General features: G+C 60.9%; 16 protein-coding genes. 10 read left to right on the forward strand and 6 right to left on the reverse strand.

The annotated features are described in order from the left end of the window. Window positions 1–149: 149 nt before the first annotated feature. Window positions 150–614 (forward strand): GNAT family N-acetyltransferase, encoded by a 465-nt coding sequence (locus ABX74_RS17535; RefSeq protein ID WP_047889327.1) that lies wholly within the window; start codon window positions 150–152, stop codon window positions 612–614. Continuing rightward, window positions 611–1,219 (forward strand): hypothetical protein, encoded by a 609-nt coding sequence (locus tag ABX74_RS17540; RefSeq protein ID WP_047889328.1) that lies wholly within the window; start codon window positions 611–613, stop codon window positions 1,217–1,219. The genes ABX74_RS17535 and ABX74_RS17540 overlap by 4 nt, the downstream gene beginning before the upstream one ends. A gap of 7 nt (window positions 1,220–1,226) precedes the next feature. Here ABX74_RS17540 and ABX74_RS17545 read toward each other — a convergent pair whose 3' ends face one another. Further along, window positions 1,227–1,724, reverse strand: a complete 498-nt coding sequence (locus ABX74_RS17545) for a hypothetical protein (protein ID WP_047889329.1) — start codon at window positions 1,722–1,724, stop codon at window positions 1,227–1,229. A gap of 21 nt (window positions 1,725–1,745) precedes the next feature. Then, window positions 1,746–2,642, reverse strand: a complete 897-nt coding sequence (locus ABX74_RS17550; protein ID WP_047889330.1) for an oxygenase MpaB family protein — start codon at window positions 2,640–2,642, stop codon at window positions 1,746–1,748. A gap of 170 nt (window positions 2,643–2,812) precedes the next feature. Between ABX74_RS17550 and ABX74_RS17555 the strand changes: the two genes are divergently transcribed. Both ABX74_RS17555 and ABX74_RS17560 read left to right on the forward strand, forming a co-directional pair. Then, complete coding sequence (locus ABX74_RS17555; RefSeq protein WP_019746277.1) at window positions 2,813–3,271, forward strand: hypothetical protein; 459 nt, start codon at window positions 2,813–2,815, stop codon at window positions 3,269–3,271. Window positions 3,272–3,425: 154 nt separating this feature from the next. Next, the gene (locus ABX74_RS17560) at window positions 3,426–3,809 is read left to right on the forward strand and encodes a helix-turn-helix domain-containing protein (RefSeq protein WP_029254127.1); all 384 of its coding nucleotides are present in this window, start codon (window positions 3,426–3,428) and stop codon (window positions 3,807–3,809) included. Here ABX74_RS17560 and ABX74_RS17565 read toward each other — a convergent pair. Further along, window positions 3,755–5,203: a histidine-type phosphatase gene (locus ABX74_RS17565; protein WP_047889331.1), complete on the reverse strand. Its 1,449-nt coding sequence runs from the start codon at window positions 5,201–5,203 to the stop codon at window positions 3,755–3,757. The genes ABX74_RS17560 and ABX74_RS17565 overlap by 55 nt on opposite strands. A gap of 349 nt (window positions 5,204–5,552) precedes the next feature. Continuing rightward, a complete protein-coding gene (locus tag ABX74_RS17570; protein ID WP_047889332.1) occupies window positions 5,553–6,269 on the reverse strand; it encodes a TSUP family transporter in 717 nt (238 codons plus the stop codon). A 103-nt stretch (window positions 6,270–6,372) separates the two neighbouring features. Between ABX74_RS17570 and ABX74_RS17575 the strand changes: the two genes are divergently transcribed. Beyond that, window positions 6,373–7,863 carry a PLP-dependent aminotransferase family protein gene (locus ABX74_RS17575; protein WP_157902070.1) on the forward strand — a complete coding sequence of 497 codons (1,491 nt, stop codon included), beginning with the start codon at window positions 6,373–6,375 and terminating at the stop codon, window positions 7,861–7,863. Here ABX74_RS17575 and ABX74_RS17580 read toward each other — a convergent pair. Next, window positions 7,853–9,112, reverse strand: a complete 1,260-nt coding sequence (locus ABX74_RS17580; RefSeq protein ID WP_047889334.1) for a Glu/Leu/Phe/Val family dehydrogenase — start codon at window positions 9,110–9,112, stop codon at window positions 7,853–7,855. The two genes, ABX74_RS17575 and ABX74_RS17580, sit on opposite strands and share 11 nt — an antisense overlap. Continuing rightward, window positions 9,109–10,461 (reverse strand): aspartate aminotransferase family protein, encoded by a 1,353-nt coding sequence (locus tag ABX74_RS17585; protein WP_047889335.1) that lies wholly within the window; start codon window positions 10,459–10,461, stop codon window positions 9,109–9,111. The genes ABX74_RS17580 and ABX74_RS17585 overlap by 4 nt, the downstream gene beginning before the upstream one ends. Window positions 10,462–10,782: 321 nt before the next feature. Here ABX74_RS17585 and ABX74_RS17590 point away from each other — a divergent pair, with 321 nt between their 5' ends. Genes ABX74_RS17590 through ABX74_RS17610 form a run of 5 tightly spaced genes read left to right on the forward strand, consistent with a single transcriptional unit; the run spans window position 10,783 to window position 15,536 of the window. Further along, window positions 10,783–11,520 (forward strand): SDR family NAD(P)-dependent oxidoreductase, encoded by a 738-nt coding sequence (locus ABX74_RS17590; RefSeq protein WP_080909426.1) that lies wholly within the window; start codon window positions 10,783–10,785, stop codon window positions 11,518–11,520. Continuing rightward, on the forward strand, window positions 11,517–12,419 hold the full coding sequence (locus ABX74_RS17595; protein ID WP_080909336.1) for an ABC transporter permease: 903 nt from the start codon (window positions 11,517–11,519) through the stop codon (window positions 12,417–12,419). The genes ABX74_RS17590 and ABX74_RS17595 overlap by 4 nt, the downstream gene beginning before the upstream one ends. After that, a complete protein-coding gene (locus ABX74_RS17600) occupies window positions 12,416–13,486 on the forward strand; it encodes a glycine betaine ABC transporter substrate-binding protein (RefSeq protein WP_047889336.1) in 1,071 nt (356 codons plus the stop codon). The genes ABX74_RS17595 and ABX74_RS17600 overlap by 4 nt, the downstream gene beginning before the upstream one ends. Further along, window positions 13,483–14,307, forward strand: a complete 825-nt coding sequence (locus ABX74_RS17605) for an ABC transporter ATP-binding protein (protein ID WP_047889337.1) — start codon at window positions 13,483–13,485, stop codon at window positions 14,305–14,307. The genes ABX74_RS17600 and ABX74_RS17605 overlap by 4 nt, the downstream gene beginning before the upstream one ends. 17 nt (window positions 14,308–14,324) lie before the next feature. Further along, complete coding sequence (locus ABX74_RS17610) at window positions 14,325–15,536, forward strand: lipase family protein (protein WP_082148522.1); 1,212 nt, start codon at window positions 14,325–14,327, stop codon at window positions 15,534–15,536. Window positions 15,537–15,549: the final 13 nt, after the last annotated feature.

Here is a 15,549-nt window from a genome sequence, read left to right on the forward strand (position 1 = left end):
GGATCACCCTTGCACAAGGCAGTAATTGTGGGGTGGCAACGAATGGAATTGTTGCCACTGGTTTACGTCGAGGCCGTCGTGCGTTGAACCGAGAATTGGTCACTTTCAGCGCCGGCTATCTCTCTGATGCCGGAGGGTATGGTCGGATTGTGAACCAGGATCTGATCATTCGCCGCTACCTACCCTCGGATGAGGATGTGGTCGTCGACCTGTGGTCGCGCGCTGCCCGTGAAGCCCATCCATTCCTTGCAGGCGAGGGGACCGGTGAGCGGGAGCAGAAGATGCGAGAGGTCTATCTGATTCAGGCCGACAATTGGGTGGCTGAGCATAACTCCGAAGTTGTTGGCCTGTTGGGAATGATCGGCTCCGAGATCGGGGGGCTATTCGTCGCGCCGGCGTCGCAAGGGTTGGGTGTCGGTCGGGCGTTGGTCGAACACGCCACAACCATGCACGGCGAGGTGACACTCGAGGTTTACACACTCAACGATCGCGCACGCAGGTTCTATGCGCTGATGGAGTTCGAAGAAGAGGGGCGTCGACTCGACGTCGAGACAAACCATGAATTGATCACCCTGCGTCGTACGGCGCGAGACTCCTCCGTCACTCGGCCATGAGGGATACGGATGAGCCCAGAACGGGCCTGACATTGTGCACAGATCTGACGGCTACCGATTGGCTGGTCGATCAGGATTTGCCTTGGTATCAGTTGGCTGGGCGCGGCCCGATCGGATTTCCGAAGTATGCGCGCCTGCGGTTCATCCCAGATCCGAGCTTTCCCGGTCAGAAATCCAATGATGTCGATTTCGATCAAACCGGGCCGGAAGAGAAAGTGCTGATCGGCTTCGCCCTGGATGTGTTGTCCACTTACACAACCACACCCGACGAGTGCTATTTCTGCATGTGGACCGGGTGGGGGTCGGCAGTCGGTGATGACGTTCCGCGGTTCGAGATCCCCAATCGTGACTACTGGCTCTTCCGTGGAACGCTTGCCGACTACGCCGATTGGAGCGTGGAGAACTCAGCTCGTTGGCCGTGGGGTTCTTCCCCTGATCCGGCCTTCATCTGGCCGGCGGATCATGCATGGTGCATAACCAATGATGTCGACCCACATTTCGCGATCATCGCCGCCCCTGAGGAAGCGATCATTCGAATTGTGGCCGATTCGCGGATCGATGCCGTCCTCGACGACCCGGATATCGTTCCGCCGTATTGGCACTGACGACCGATCACGGCCAAGTCTCGAGTTCGACTACCAGCGTGTTCCAGCGGACGCCGAAATTTGTGGGGACCTGACCCGTCTCGCAGTACACCGTCGGCCCGTCGAAGACGACGTTGAAGAGACCGGAATGAATTGTCGTCAAGAGTGTTTCGTGTCGCACGAGGTGGCCGGGCCGCGCTTTCACCCGTACGCGCCCGGTGGGCTGAGTGCGGTATTGCGTCCAGAGGTAGCGATCCCACACCAGGCAACCTCTCAACCGCACCTCGCCGACGCTTCCGACATCGTCGCCGATCAGTGTCGTAAATCCGTGTCCGAGATGGGCTATGTGCTCAGTGCGGCCGTCGATTGTCACGGTCGCGATGCGTGCATCGATTTCGCAGCACACCTCGGCAGGAAGGTCCAACATTTCGGGACTGGCCCAGTAGGTCGTCGGTTCGCAAGTATCGCCAGGCATGGGGGTGTCGCGCCACGGTTCGAGATCCTCGAGCATCCAGAGTTGCGCCACCGTTCGAGTATCCCAACGCGTCTACGCTTGGGCTTGCTGGTCTGCCTGCAGGTGCTTGACCGGGCATCCCGTGGGGAAGGTGCCGAGGTCTTCGACCTTGTAACCGTTCGGGTAGCTGCGGATGTTGGGTAGCTCGCGGGCGAATTTCCGCTTCGTACGCACCGGGAAGAAGCGCAGCAGACGCGCACGGACCTTCAGCGCACCGCGCGAGACGACGCGCATCGCGGTGCTCGGGTGCTTGTAGTGGAAGGCGTCGAGTAGGTGATCGTCCATGAGGGCGAAGGCGAATCCCTTGACCAGAGCCTTCGGCGCCAGGTTGTTGGGCGGGAAGGTGCACATCAGGTCGAGGGTGGAATCGGCGACCGCCCGAGCGCCGGGGTCGAATGAAAAGTGTTCGCGCTCATAGTCGTCGAGAAGTCTGACGAACCCCTCGTAGGTGTCAGGAGTGTCCTTGATGTTCATGTACCGACCCAGGTGGCGGTAATAATTCGTCGACCCGACGATCTCGTTGTCGGTCATCTTCCGCCAGCCGTACTCGTCGAGCCATCTGACCGGCGTGACGACAAAGGTGGCCAGAACGTAGAGCATGTCGTCGTTGGAGATGTCGTAAGAACCGTGCATCTGATTCATTCGACGGACGCTCTTGCGGCCTTCGGTGCTGCTGAGGCCGTGCTCGAGGATGGCGTCGAGGATCAGGCTGGTGTCGTCGTAGCGCTTTTGAACCTTGTCGGTGAACTCGCCCGTCGAGAAGAGGAGCTTGCCGATCGAGGGAACCGCGTACGTGCGAAAGAGGGCGAAGCTGAGCGCCTGATTGATGTCCCAGGGAAACTCTTGCGCCGCGAGAATGCGCGACATCTCTTCGTAATCGGTTTCGGGATCGAGTCGATCCGTGCGACTGCGGAGGTCGTAGCGCTTCATCTGAACACTCCCTGGGACTGGTCTGCGCGCTGCAGAGGTAGGTGTGAGCTGCACCACCGACTGTAGTTCTGACAACACGCGTTGTCTAGGGGTGTGAATAGTCGACTTTCCATCGTTTCGGGCGTTGTACCAGGGGTATCCGGAGAGTGTTGTCGACCCGAGGAGCAGCTATGAGCGTCACACGCACGGCCGGGGTTTTTGCGGCCATCGGATTACCGATTGCCGCGAGCGTCATGTTCGCCGGAGTCGCCTCGGCTGATCCGCCCCACCCTTTCGGCGGCGCAGCCGTCACCATCGGGTGCCCGAATCAGGGGTCACTGGCCTCCTTGACCGGGCTCACCGGCCAGTCCGGACCAGAGTCCAATCCGCCCATCGCCAAGGGTGATATTCGCTTCGATTCGTTCCCGGCAGCCGCGCCCATTCCGGCGGCGGGTCAGGTGACCGTTGCGTGGGTCAACACCGACACGGGTAAGTCCGGAATCGTCGACCTGGTAGGGGCGTACCCGTATCTCTCTGCGACGGTGAATACCGGCGTCGGCAATGTCGTTGCGACGGCGTTCGGTTCGATCAATTGGGGCAGTAGTCCCATCTGCCAGTCGAATCCGACGATCGGCAGGTTCATAGCCTGATCTTCGGCCCCTGATCGTCACGGCCTGAACGGGCACAGGGTTGGCGGTATCGCGTGATTATCTGTCATCTCGGAGATACCGCCGTGTCCGTCCCATCCCATATTCTGAAACGTGTTAGTTGAAAGCATATTTCAGGGATGGAAAAGGTGGCGACGTGAACGGGTCGAGCGCGCGTCAGTTGATGAGCCAGATGCTCGTCGAGAAACGAAACAGTCTTGCGCCCGAAATGGTCGGCATGCGCTGCGAGGGTGCTCGCCGCATGCACGGCCTCAGTCGGCGTGATGTCGCGCAGATAGCCGACATCAGTTTCAATCACTATCAGCGGCTGGAACAGGGTACGTCCGTTGGTGTTTCGGCTCCGGTCATCGTACGTATCTGCGACGCCTTGTTGATGGAAGACGACGAGAAGGCGCGCATGCTGGCGTTGCACCAGGCATGGGCGCGCCCTCGTCGACCGCTGGCTGGATCCCGAGTTGCCGGACCTCAGGCCGCCGGTGAAATCTCCGGTAGGCAGCGGGCCAGTTCGGCCGGCGTGTAGAAGAAACTCCCGGCGCTCACCGGAGCGCACGGGGCAGCAAATGCTGTCTCGCGCTCGTTGTAGAGCATTCGGACCAGCCGATCACCGTCCGGTCCGGCGTAGACGTCCCACTGCACGTTGGCGGCCATCGGGCTGACATTCGCTCCGCGCCAGGGGTTGTTCGCATAGGTGTAGAGATCACCCTCGGCCTGCGAGACGGTGCTCCCCGGCAGTTTCAGGAGCGCAGCGAAGGGGATGATCGTTTCTGCGTGTGCAAACCGGAAGTCCGCTCCCGGTACGGCGGCGTCGCCGGTGTGTTCCTGCAAGCCGCGCAGGAACTCGTCGCGCAGGACGGTTGCCATCCGGTAGGTGACGTCTTCACCGGTGAAGCCAGGGCCCTTGGCGTAGAAGTCCTCGGCGTCGTTCGTGTACGCGAGCCACTGAGCGTCGTCGGAGTCGATGAACCGCTCGAAATTCCACTTGCCTTCTTCGGCCATGCCCGGAGTGATGATGTACGTGTTGTACAGCATGTACGCGGCGTCGACCTCGTTGTCGATCGTGCTGGAACCCTTGCCACGGTCGACGAGTGAGAACTCGCCCGCACTCAGCCGGTTCACGAAGTCCTCCGAGTAGAGCCTGAGCATCATGTGCCGCGAGACCTCGCGGGTGCGGGGAAGATCGGCGATCTGGTCGTCGACGGCTTTCAGTCGAGGATCCGACTCTTCGTAGTCCTTGTAGTCGGCGTTTTCATCCGAGTCGTGGAAGTAGAGAAGGTCGGCATCCGTGGTCACCGGCGCAACGTCACCGGCGACGGCCGGAAACGCACCGGTCAGGCCCTGAGCGAAGTTCTCGGCGCTGTCCACGGCACGGTCGACGCCCGACGAAGTCAAAGTGATGGTGCCCTGTTGCGCTGCGATGGCGTCGAACAATTGAGGGAGGCGCTCGGTGACGCGCGCTCCGAGCTGCCGATGTTCGGTGACCCCGAGTCCGCTGAGGTTGCCGTACCCCAGCTTCTTGTTGGCGTCCATGAGATCACGAAGCGCCGGGCCGAATTCCTTGCCGACGGGTGTCAATGCGTTCTCGGCTTCGGCGATTTCCCACAGCTGCAGGCTCAGGTCGTCGTACTTCAGGCTCGACAGTGCTCTGGAACCATGGCGCGCAACACTTTCCGTGTACACCGGGATGTATCCGGTCGGCGGCGCCTGATAGTCGGCGATGCGCTGGCCGGGAGTGTAGGGCGTCTTGGAGGTGAAACCGCCGTTGCTGACGGTCGGTGTCTCTGTCGAACCGGAACTCGAACCGGCGTCGAGCGAACCGAACGGTGACGCCGTGGCGATGGACTGGACGCTGCTGGTGACAAGCACGAGTCCGACAGCGCCGGCAGCGGCCAGCACGCCGAAGCGTGAGCTTCGCATGGTGAGTTGATCCTCTCCGTCGGTGCCGGGGTGACACGACGGAAGGAAAGTTAGAACAGCTAAGCGTCCGAATTGCACCTATTTGCCCATGTGCAGATGGACGCGGGGTTACAAGTTTCGGATCCGCCGAGCTCAGGAGGGTTTGGCGGCAATCCCGATCGACACGGAGAGCGACAACGCGATGAGGGTCATGGCCAGCCACTGGTAGCTCTTGGGCGTGGGCTGCTTCTTACGTCCGAACTTGCTCACTGATGTCTCCCGTTTGTCCGTGGGTACTCAGCACATATTACTGTTCCATTACCCCGATGGCGCGGTCGACGGGAAAAAGTGTGCGATCAGACAGGATCGGTCAAGTTGCAACAGTGACGCTACGGAGGAGCAGTGCGGTTGCGGCAACGATGATCACGTATGTCGTGACCCGATTCGAGGTGAGCAGAGAGATTCTGCGGGCGACCAATGTCCCGAGGGCGTGACCGCACAGCAACAGTGGGGACAGTGCGAGGGCTGTCAGCAGTTCGGCGCGAGTGATGCCCACCTGAAACTGCAATGCAGCCAGTGTGGCCGCGGCCATGAGGAGAAAGATCGTCGAGAGCGTCGACCGTAGTTCGGCAGCGTTCGGCGTCCGATATGTCAGTGAAAGTGGCGGGCCGGGCATGGCAGCCAGTGCGCCCATGAAGCCTGCCGCGATGCCGGCGCCGGCGAGTGCATGGCTGGTGCCGCCGAAGGACTTGCCCGTGAGGAGGGCTGCTCCCGCGGCCAATGCGACGACGGCAACCAACACGTGCACGACGGTTACCTCGACGCGGCCGAGGAACCACAGACCCGCAGCAATTCCGGGAATCATTGTGGCACTGGCGATCAGTACCGCTTTCAGGTCGCAGTGCCGGCGTTCCCGGATTGCGACCAAGCCCATGATGGGTAGCGTGAGAAGTAGAAGTGGTGCCGGAACCAGCTGTGGCGCAATCAGAATCAGGGCAGGGCCGGCGACCAGACCGAAGCCCGATCCCGTTGCCGACTGAATTGCAGACGAGCCGACGAGTACGCAGGCGACCAGGATAAGAATCACATTCCCATTCTCTGGGCAGTCTGGCACTGCCGGAAGATCCAGATCGTGCAAGCATTGAGGGGGCCAGTACCAGGAGGAACCGCAGTTGAGATCACACGAGAATTTGGATGATTTTCTAGCGGGCCGGTCGGCGTATCTCGATGCAGACACCACGATGCCGATGTACCGCCGCGTGCGCGCGATGATCGAAGATCTCCTTGCCCGAGGAGTATTCGACGGCGGACGGCCTATGCCGTCGACGCGGTACCTCTCCCAGGAACTCGGGGTCTCACGTAACACCGTTGCTGCCGCATACGACGAGTTGATTGCGCTCGGTGTGATCGAGAGCAGGCCTCGCAGTGGGCTTTACGCGGCAACGCCGCTGACACGCGCCGCGGCCGAGTCCGTCTCGTCGGCCGAACCCGTCGATTGGTCCACGTTGCTCCGACCCCGTGAGAGCGTCGAATTCACTCGTACTCTCGGGCATCCCGACGCTTTCGACTACCCGTACCCGTTCATCAGCTCCCAGCCCGAATTGCGTTCCTTCCCCGTGCGCGGTTGGTTGCGCGCCGCGAGTGAGGCAATGACCGGGCCGCATCTGCGATACAGCGTCCGTGACGCCGTCGATCAAGATGATCCGTTGCTCGTCGAGGCGCTCCGCAAGGAGATCCTGCCGTCGCGAGGAATCGAAGCGAGTTCCGACGAGATTTTGGTGACCAGCGGCACCCAGCAAGGGCTTTCGCTGATCGCCGATGTTCTGCTCGGGTCGGGCAAGATAATGGGTTTTGAGAACCCCGGATACCTCGATGCGATGCACATCTTCAAGCGCTCCGGTGTGGAATTGTCCCCGGTCCCGGTGGACGGTAGGGGGGCGGTGTTCGATCGATCGACGGTGTTCGATGCCATGTACCTCACACCGAGCCACCACCACCCCACCAACGTCACGCTGAGTCTGCCGCGCCGGAAGCTACTTCTCGAATTGCTCGAAGAGAGAAACGGTTTCGTGATCGAGGACGACTACGACAGTGAATTCCGCTTTCGCGGTCGGCCGACCCCCTCGCTGAAATCGATCGGAGACAACCGTCGAGTCATCTACCTCGGATCCTTCTCGAAATTTCTCTCGGCGGGTCTTCGGATCGGTTACATCGTCGCCGATGCTCCAGTCATTGCCGCACTTCGGGCCGAGCGTCATCATCGAACCAAACACCTGCCCGGTCACATCCAGCGCTCGCTCGCGCTTTTCATCACCTCGGGGGACTACCACAAGGTTCTGCGCTCGCACCGTCGTCGACTCAAGCAGAATTGGGAGATCATCACCGAGTCGATCAACACGTACATGCCACGTGTGGAAGCATCATCGTTTCCTCCGGGCGGTGTCAGTGTCTGGTACACCGGCCCGGAGGATCTCGACGCTGCAGAGTTGACCGAAAGGGCAGCGAAGCAGGGGATTCTTGTTGCTGACGGATCGCGATACTTCTTTCCCGGCACCGGCTCGCACAATTGCTTGCGGCTGGGCTTCGGTTCGATAGCCCAGCAGTCGATCGAGCCCGGCATCGCCCTGCTCGGGGGTATTGCTCATCGAATGCTCGACGAGACTCGCCGAATCAGTGGGTGAGGCCCCTGGCTCGGTGTGCTCTGGCAACCCGGCCGACCGCGAGAGCCATCGCGGCGCGTCTGAGTGTGGATCCGGTAGTCGCAGCCTGATCGAGTACCGACGACCACGCTGCGGTCATTCGATCATCCAGTCCACGCTCGACGTCGGAGAGCGTCCACCAGTAACCTTGTTGTGCCTGAACCCATTCGAAATACGAGACCACAACTCCTCCGGCATTTGCGAGGATATCCGGCACCACAAGCACTCCGGATCGTTCGAGGATCCTGTCCGCCTCGGCCGTGGTCGGTCCGTTTGCGCCCTCCACGATGATGCGAGCACACACCCGAGATGCATTGTCGGCATTGACAACGCCCTCGACTGCCGCCGGCACCAACAGGTCGACATCCAGTTCGAGTACCGCCGCCGGATCAATCGGGAGTCCTCCACCGAACGCCGCAACTGTGCCACGTTCTTCGGAATGTGCCCGCAGACGCGACAAGTCGAGACCGTCGGCGTTGTGCACTGCGCCGAATCTGTCACTGACGGAGATGATTCGAACCCCCGCCTCGGCAAGGTAGTCTGCGGCATCCGCGCCGACTTTGCCGTATCCCTGAACGACTGCCGTCGCCGAGGACGGTGCAATGCCTTCTTTCGCCAAAGCCAACAGCGAGATGTGAGCGACGCCGCGAGAAGTGGACGTCCGTCGGCCGAGCGAGCCGCCGAGATCAAGGGGCTTGCCTGTCACAACGCCCGGGACACCACGACCCCGAGTTGCGGAATATGCGTCCATCATCCAGGCCATGGTCTGCTCGTCGGTGCCGACGTCCGGAGCGGGAATATCGTTGTCCGGCCCTATGACGGGTGAGATTCCCTGGGTGTACGTCCGGGTGAGACGTTCGAGTTCGGCGGGGGACAGTGTCCGGGGATCGACGTCGACTCCGCCTTTCGCCCCGCCGTAGGGGATGTCGAGAAGCGCACACTTCCATGTCATCCACATCGCCAGAGCACGGACTTCGTCCAGATTTACCTCGGAGCTGTATCGGATCCCACCCTTGGCCGGCCCGCGGGCGATGCTGTGCTGCACCCGGTATCCGGTGAAGACCTCCACGTCGCCGTTGTCGCGGACAAGAGGAACGCTGACGGTCGTTTCACGCCTGGCAGCGCCGAGGATGCGGTGCAAACCTTCGGGGTAGCCCAGGACTGCCACTGCCTCCGCGAGTTGAACACGCGCGTCGTCGAGCGCATTCGCCTGAACTGTCGGCACTGTCACCGGGGGCCGTCGTAGTAGGAATCGGCTACGTCCAGCGCAGTGTCGAGCATGGCAAGCGCAGCGTCGACTTGTGCGGGGGTCACGGTGCACGGCGGGACCACGTGGATGCGGTGGTAGTTGTTGAAGACCAGCAGCCCCGCCTCCCGCGCCGCTGTCATGGTCCGACCGATCGCAGCGTTGGTGCCGCCGTACGGGGACAGTGGTTCGCGTGTCTCACGGTTCGTGACGAGATCGAGTGCCCAGAAGACTCCGAGACCTCGGACGTCTCCGACGCTCGGGTGTTTGTCAGTGAGAGCAGCGAGCCCCGGACCGAGTGACGTGCGGCCGATGAACTCGGCATTCTCGACTATGCGTTCCTCGTGCATCGTCGTGATGGTGGCCACGGCGGCGGCGCAGGCGAGCGGGTGGCCGGAGTACGTCATGCCGCCGGGGTACGGACGCTCGGCAAACGAGTTGTAGATCTTCTCACCGACGATGACTCCACCGAGGGGCACGTAGCCGGAGTTCACTCCCTTGGCGAAGGTGATGAGATCGGGGACGACATCGTAGTGGTCGATTGCCAGCCAGGCTCCCGTGCGACCGAAGCCGGACATGACTTCGTCACAAATCATGACGATGCCGTATCGGTCGCAGATGTCCCGGACACCCTTCAGGTATCCGGGCGGTGGCGGCATGATGCCGGACGTGCCGGGAACCGATTCGACGATGATTGCTGCAAACGCTGACGGACCTTCGAATCGGATCAGAGTTTCGAGGTGCTCCAGTGCGCGCTCGGACTCCTGTTGCTCCGTCTCGGAACGAAACTCGGACCGATAGAGAAACGGTCCGTGAAAGTGGACAGCTCCTGAGTTGCCGTAGTCGTTCGGCCAGCGACGGTGATCGCCGGAGAGATTGATAGTCTCCGCCGTCGCACCGTGGTAGGAGCGGTACGCCGAGAGAATCTTGTATCGACCGGTGTGGAGGCGCGCCATGCGGATTGCGTGCTCGTTGGAATCCGCACCGCCACTGGTGAAGAAGACTCGATCCATCCCCTCGGGGGAGATCTCGGCGATCAGTCGCGCCGCTTCGGACCGAGCCTCGTTCGCGTGAGCAGGTGCGATGGTGCACAATTTCGCTGCCTGTTCCTGGACGGCGGCGACAACCTTCGGGTGCTGATGTCCTACGTTGGTGTAGACGAGTTGCGAGGAGAAGTCGAGATATTCCTTGCCTTCGCCATCCCAGAGGTAGCAACCTTCACTACGTTCGACAACCATGGGTTGCAACGACTTCTGAGCCGACCACGAGTGGAAGACATGCGCTCGATCCAGTTCGTAGGTCCGTTGTGACGTGCTGAGTGCGGGAGCTGCCATGGCAGAAACCTCCTGATCGAGGGTTGAACTTCTTCAGTCCACTCAATGATGGAGAACAGTGGTGGCCCGTCGCCAGATCCAGATCGGACGCGATCTGGAGGGGCCAGTTACACAGAGGAACCATCGCGTTAACACGAGTCGAGTACGTTACGACTGGCCCGAGAAAATGACCCTGCAGGTGGCACTGGAGCAGGTGCCAGATTATGAGCAGACTGGTGAGCAGTTCATTCGATGCCGATGGGAATCTCCCAGGGCATGAACAACATTCACCAGCAGGATTCTGCAGCATCATTCTCGAAGGAGTTCCCCACTATGTCCGTCATGAAGACTCCAGTAGCTGTGGTCACCGGGGCCAGCAGTGGCATCGGCGCGGCGACGGTTCGGCACCTCGTCAAGGAGGGATTCGATGTGGTGATGGGTGCGCGCAGGATGGATCGGCTAGAGGAGTTGGCGGCCGAAACGGGCGCTCGCGCTCTACCTCTCGACGTGACCGACGTCGCCTCGGTTGATGCTTTCTGCAACCTGATCGAGCGCTGTGACGTGTTGGTCAACAATGCCGGTGGCGCGCTCGGCGCAGACAGTATCGCCGATACCGACGAGGCGGACTGGACCGCGATGTTCGATGTGAATGTCCTGGGTGTCCTGCGCGTCACGCAACGGTTGCTGCCACGGTTACGTGAGAGCGGGAACGCCACCGTCGTGAGTATCGGATCGATCGCCGGCCGCGAGCCGTATCTGGGAGGGGGAGGGTACAACGCTGCGAAACATGCTGTGACAGCACTCACTCGGGTGTTGCGACTCGAACTTCTCGGAGAGCCGATCCGTGTCTGTCAGATCGATCCGGGCATGGTGGAGACGGAGTTCAGCATGGTGCGCTTCGGCGGTGACAAGGAGCGTGCCGCCGCCGTGTACGCCGGCGCCGATCCACTGACCGCCGACGATATCGCGGATTGCGTTGCTTGGGTCGTCACTCGCCCGAGTCGGGTCAACGTCGACTCGATGCTTGTACTGGCCCGCGATCAGACCTCGGCTCAGCGAGTACACAGGAGGACCGCATGACCACCACCAGTTCCCCGCCGACCGCGGTGGCGCCGTCGTTGGAGACCGGGAGGCCTGATCGAACACCCCTGCGCAGAAAAAGACACCTGTCGTCGAAGCGATTGCGGTCCATCGGCGTTCGTGTAGTTGCGTTGCTCGTCTTTCTGGTTCTGTGGTGGGGAATCACTGCTGCCGGTGTGATCGACGAATTGTTCCTCCCGTCACCGAAGTCGGTATGGGACGCGTTCGTCAGAGCCAACACGTGGCACCAGATTGCGCCCGGTGTGGATCGTGAAGTCCTCGGTGAGCAGAACTACTTCCTGTGGGAGCATCTGATCGCGAGCGGCCAACGGATCGCTGCCGGAGTCGGTGCGGCCGTGATTGTCGGCCCCCTCATCGGTTTCGCCATGGGGATGTCTGCGCCGATACGCACCTTCGTCGAGCCGTACTTGAACTTTCTTCGTGCATTGCCCCCACTCGGCTACATCGGATTGCTCATCGTTTGGTTCGGTATCGGTGACACTTCGAAGATCTGGCTCCTGTTCCTGGCTGCATTCCCTCCGATAGCCATCGCCACGTTGAACGGAGTCACCTCGGTCAAGGTCGACCAGATCAATGCGGCAAAAGCATTGGGTGCAAGCCGAACCCAGGTTCTGACCAACGTGGTCTTTCCATCGACGCTGCCGGAAGTGATCAACGGCATCCGTATTGCAGTCGGATTCGCGTGGACCACTGTGGTGGCAGCCGAACTCAACAACGGTATTCCGGGCATCGGCGGACTGGCCTATCTGGCCGGAACTCAGCTCGATACGCCGTTGACCATCGCCTGCATCATCGTCATCGGTTGTGCTGCGCTCGTTCTCGACTCTGTGATCAAAGCGATCGGAACAGTCGTGGCGCCATGGAAAGGTAAGGCATGAAAATCAATTCGAGAAAGCTTGTCATCGCCGTCATCGCGTCCGGAACTCTGGGCATGAGCCTGACTGCGTGCGTGGAGACGGGGCGCGGTGAGATGAGTCGATCGACGGGTGCCACGACCAGTTGCCCCGTGACAGTGAACGAGTCGATCACGACTACCGCGCGGATCGGCTACCAGGACATCCCGAACGGCGATCTGATCGTCAAGGATCAAGGTTTGCTGGAAGCCTGCATGCCCAATGCCGATATCACTTGGAGCAAGTTCAGTTCGGGGCAAGACGTCGTCCAAGCCTTCGGTTCTGGCAGCCTCGATCTCGGAACACTCGGTTCGAGTCCCGCTACCATGGCCTTGTCGTCGCCGCTGAACATTCCGATGCAAGTGATATGGATTCAGGATGTGATCGGGAAAGCGGAGTCTCTGGTGGTCAGGGATCCGTCGATCACCACGCTGGAAGGGTTGCGCGGCAAAAAGATCGCAACACCTTTCGGCAGCACCTCTCATTACAGTCTGCTGGCCGCGCTCGGCGCCGCGAACATGTCGGCTGACGTCACTTTGATGAGCCTGAAGCCGGATGCGATGCTCGGCGCTTGGCAGGGCGGCCAGATCGATGCGGCGTGGGTCTGGGACCCGACATTGTCGAAGTTGACAATAGACGGTCGCGTCATCCTGAGTAGTGGGGATGTGGCGAAACAGGGCGCACCCACCTTCGATCTTTCGGGAGCCACAACGGCTTTCACTACATCGAACCCCGAGTTCATGGAGATGTGGACGAAGTTGCAGGACTTTGCGGTCGGACGGATCAACGCCGATCCCACCGCAGCAGCCGTCTCGATGTCTGCACAGCTCGGCATCGCACCGGACGTGATCATTCCTCAGCTCGTGGGGTACACATATCTTTCGGCTGCAGAGCAGGCCGGCCCGGACTATCTCGGTGGGGCTTTTGCGCAGAGTTTGGCAGGAACAGCGGAGTTCCTTCTACAGCAGGGCAATATCGATGCGGTCAGCACGCCCGGCAAGTATGCAGACGGAATCTTCAACGATGCGGTCGCGAAGGTGGGACAGTCATGACAACGGAAGGTACGGACCTCAGTACTCGAGTAGTTCTCACAGAGGTGCGCAAGGAATACGTCACCTCCGACGAAACGGTCGTCGCCCTCTCGTCGACGAGTTTGACCTTCGAGCCCGAGGAATTCGTATGTGTCGTAGGTCCTTCCGGTTGCGGTAAGACTACGCTGCTCCAGATGCTGGCTGGGTTCCAGACGCCCACCGAGGGAACCATCATGGTGGGAAACACCCACATCAAAGGCCCGGACCCGGACCGTGGTGTGGTGTTTCAGCATTCGAATCTGTATCCATGGTTGTCGGTGCGGGGAAACGTCGAGTTCGGGCTCAAGATGAGGGGTGTTCCGCGCCGCGAACGCGCTGATGAAGCCGAACGTATGTTGGAGCTCGTCGGCCTGGAGCAGTACGGAAACCGAAAGCCGTACCAGCTGTCGGGTGGTCAGCAGCAGCGATGCCAGATTGCGCGCGTCCTGATCACCGACCCACGAATCATTCTGATGGACGAGCCTTTCGGCGCTCTCGACGCTATGACACGCGAGAGGCTGCAACTGGAACTGCTCGAGTTGTGGCGTGAGCGTCGCAAGACGGTCTTCTTTGTCACGCACAGTGTCGAGGAGGCGATTTTCCTCGGCACGCGGGTCATCGTGATGGGAGCGCGCCCTGGACGGGTGATCTACGACCGCAAGGTGTGGTTCAAGAAAGGCAGCCCTCGGTCGACCGACACCGAAATCCGCTCGACGCCGGAATTCGTCGCCATGCGAGACGAAGTAGCGGCCAAGATCTACGAAGCACAGGGATTGATCGGCGCCACGGTTGCGCTCCACTGAACGTGAGGATTTTGTAAATGAAAGATGTTCGGAAGAAACGATTTACCCGTACCGCCGGCTGCATCGTCGCCTTGGGTGCGATGGTCTCCATGGTGGCGTGCTCCAACGCGAACGCCGAGGGGTCTCTCTCGTTCGGAGAAGAGCCGCCTGCACCGCTGTCGCCGGGAACATTGGTCACGTCGCACGACTTGACGGAATCGGCCGCATTGCCAAGCGCAGCAAAGAACCAGCGCGTCACTTATATATCCCAAAGTGCCTCCGGCGAAGCCATTCTGGTATCGGGAGTGGTCGCCATCCCCAAGACGCCGGCTCCGGTTGGAGGCTGGCCGGTCGTCAGTTGGGCGCATGGAACCACCGGCGTAGCCGATGCGTGCGCACCTTCCGCTGATACGCCGAACGGACCGGTCCACGACTACCTCTCGGTGGTCGATCAGACCCTTGACCGGTGGGTCGAAAACGGTTACGTCGTGGTGCAGACGGACTACGAGGGCCTGGGCACACCCGGCGGTCATCCGTACATGAACGGAACCAGTGAAGCCAATGCCGTAACCGACATCGTTCGCGCTGCGCGTCAGATCGACGAGCACGTCGGCAAGGACTGGTTTGCCATGGGCCACAGCCAAGGCGGGCAAGCTGTGGTCTTCACCTCGGCTATCGGCAAGGACCGAGCACCTGAGCTGAACTTGAAGGGTGCGGTGTCGATCGCTCCAGGGAACGGAACCGCGCAGATTCCGGAACTGGTCGCGTCCGGTAATCAATCTATGGCAGGTGGAGTGCCATTCGTTCCGATCATTCTTCTCGGAGTCCAGGCAGTCGATCCGTCGGTCGTCCCCGAGCAACTTCTCTCGGATCAAGCGCAACCGCTGCTCGAGGCAGCGCGGACTGGTTGCCTGGCGGCGGTGAGAGCAGTGCCGCCGGTTCCCGTCGACCAGATCTTTCGTGAGGGCGCAGACCTGACAGCTCTAACGGCGAGCTTGAACGAACAGGAATTGACGACTGTTGCGCCAAAGGTGCCGACGCTGTTCGCGCAGGGGACGGCTGACGTTCTGGTGTCGGTGGCCAGTACCACCGGCGCGGTAGAGGATTTCTGCGCCAAAGGGTCGGCTGTCGAATTCAAGACCTATGAGGGCGCCGACCACCGTGGCGCAATCGCGGCTTCCTACGAAGACGCGAAGGACTTCACGAGCAGGATCCTCGCGGGTGGTCGCGTGACGCCAGGTACTTGCTGAACGACATGTCGGA

This window comes from Rhodococcus sp. ARP2 (assembly GCF_001029585.1).
GTDB lineage: Bacteria > Actinomycetota > Actinomycetes > Mycobacteriales > Mycobacteriaceae > Rhodococcus_F > Rhodococcus_F erythropolis.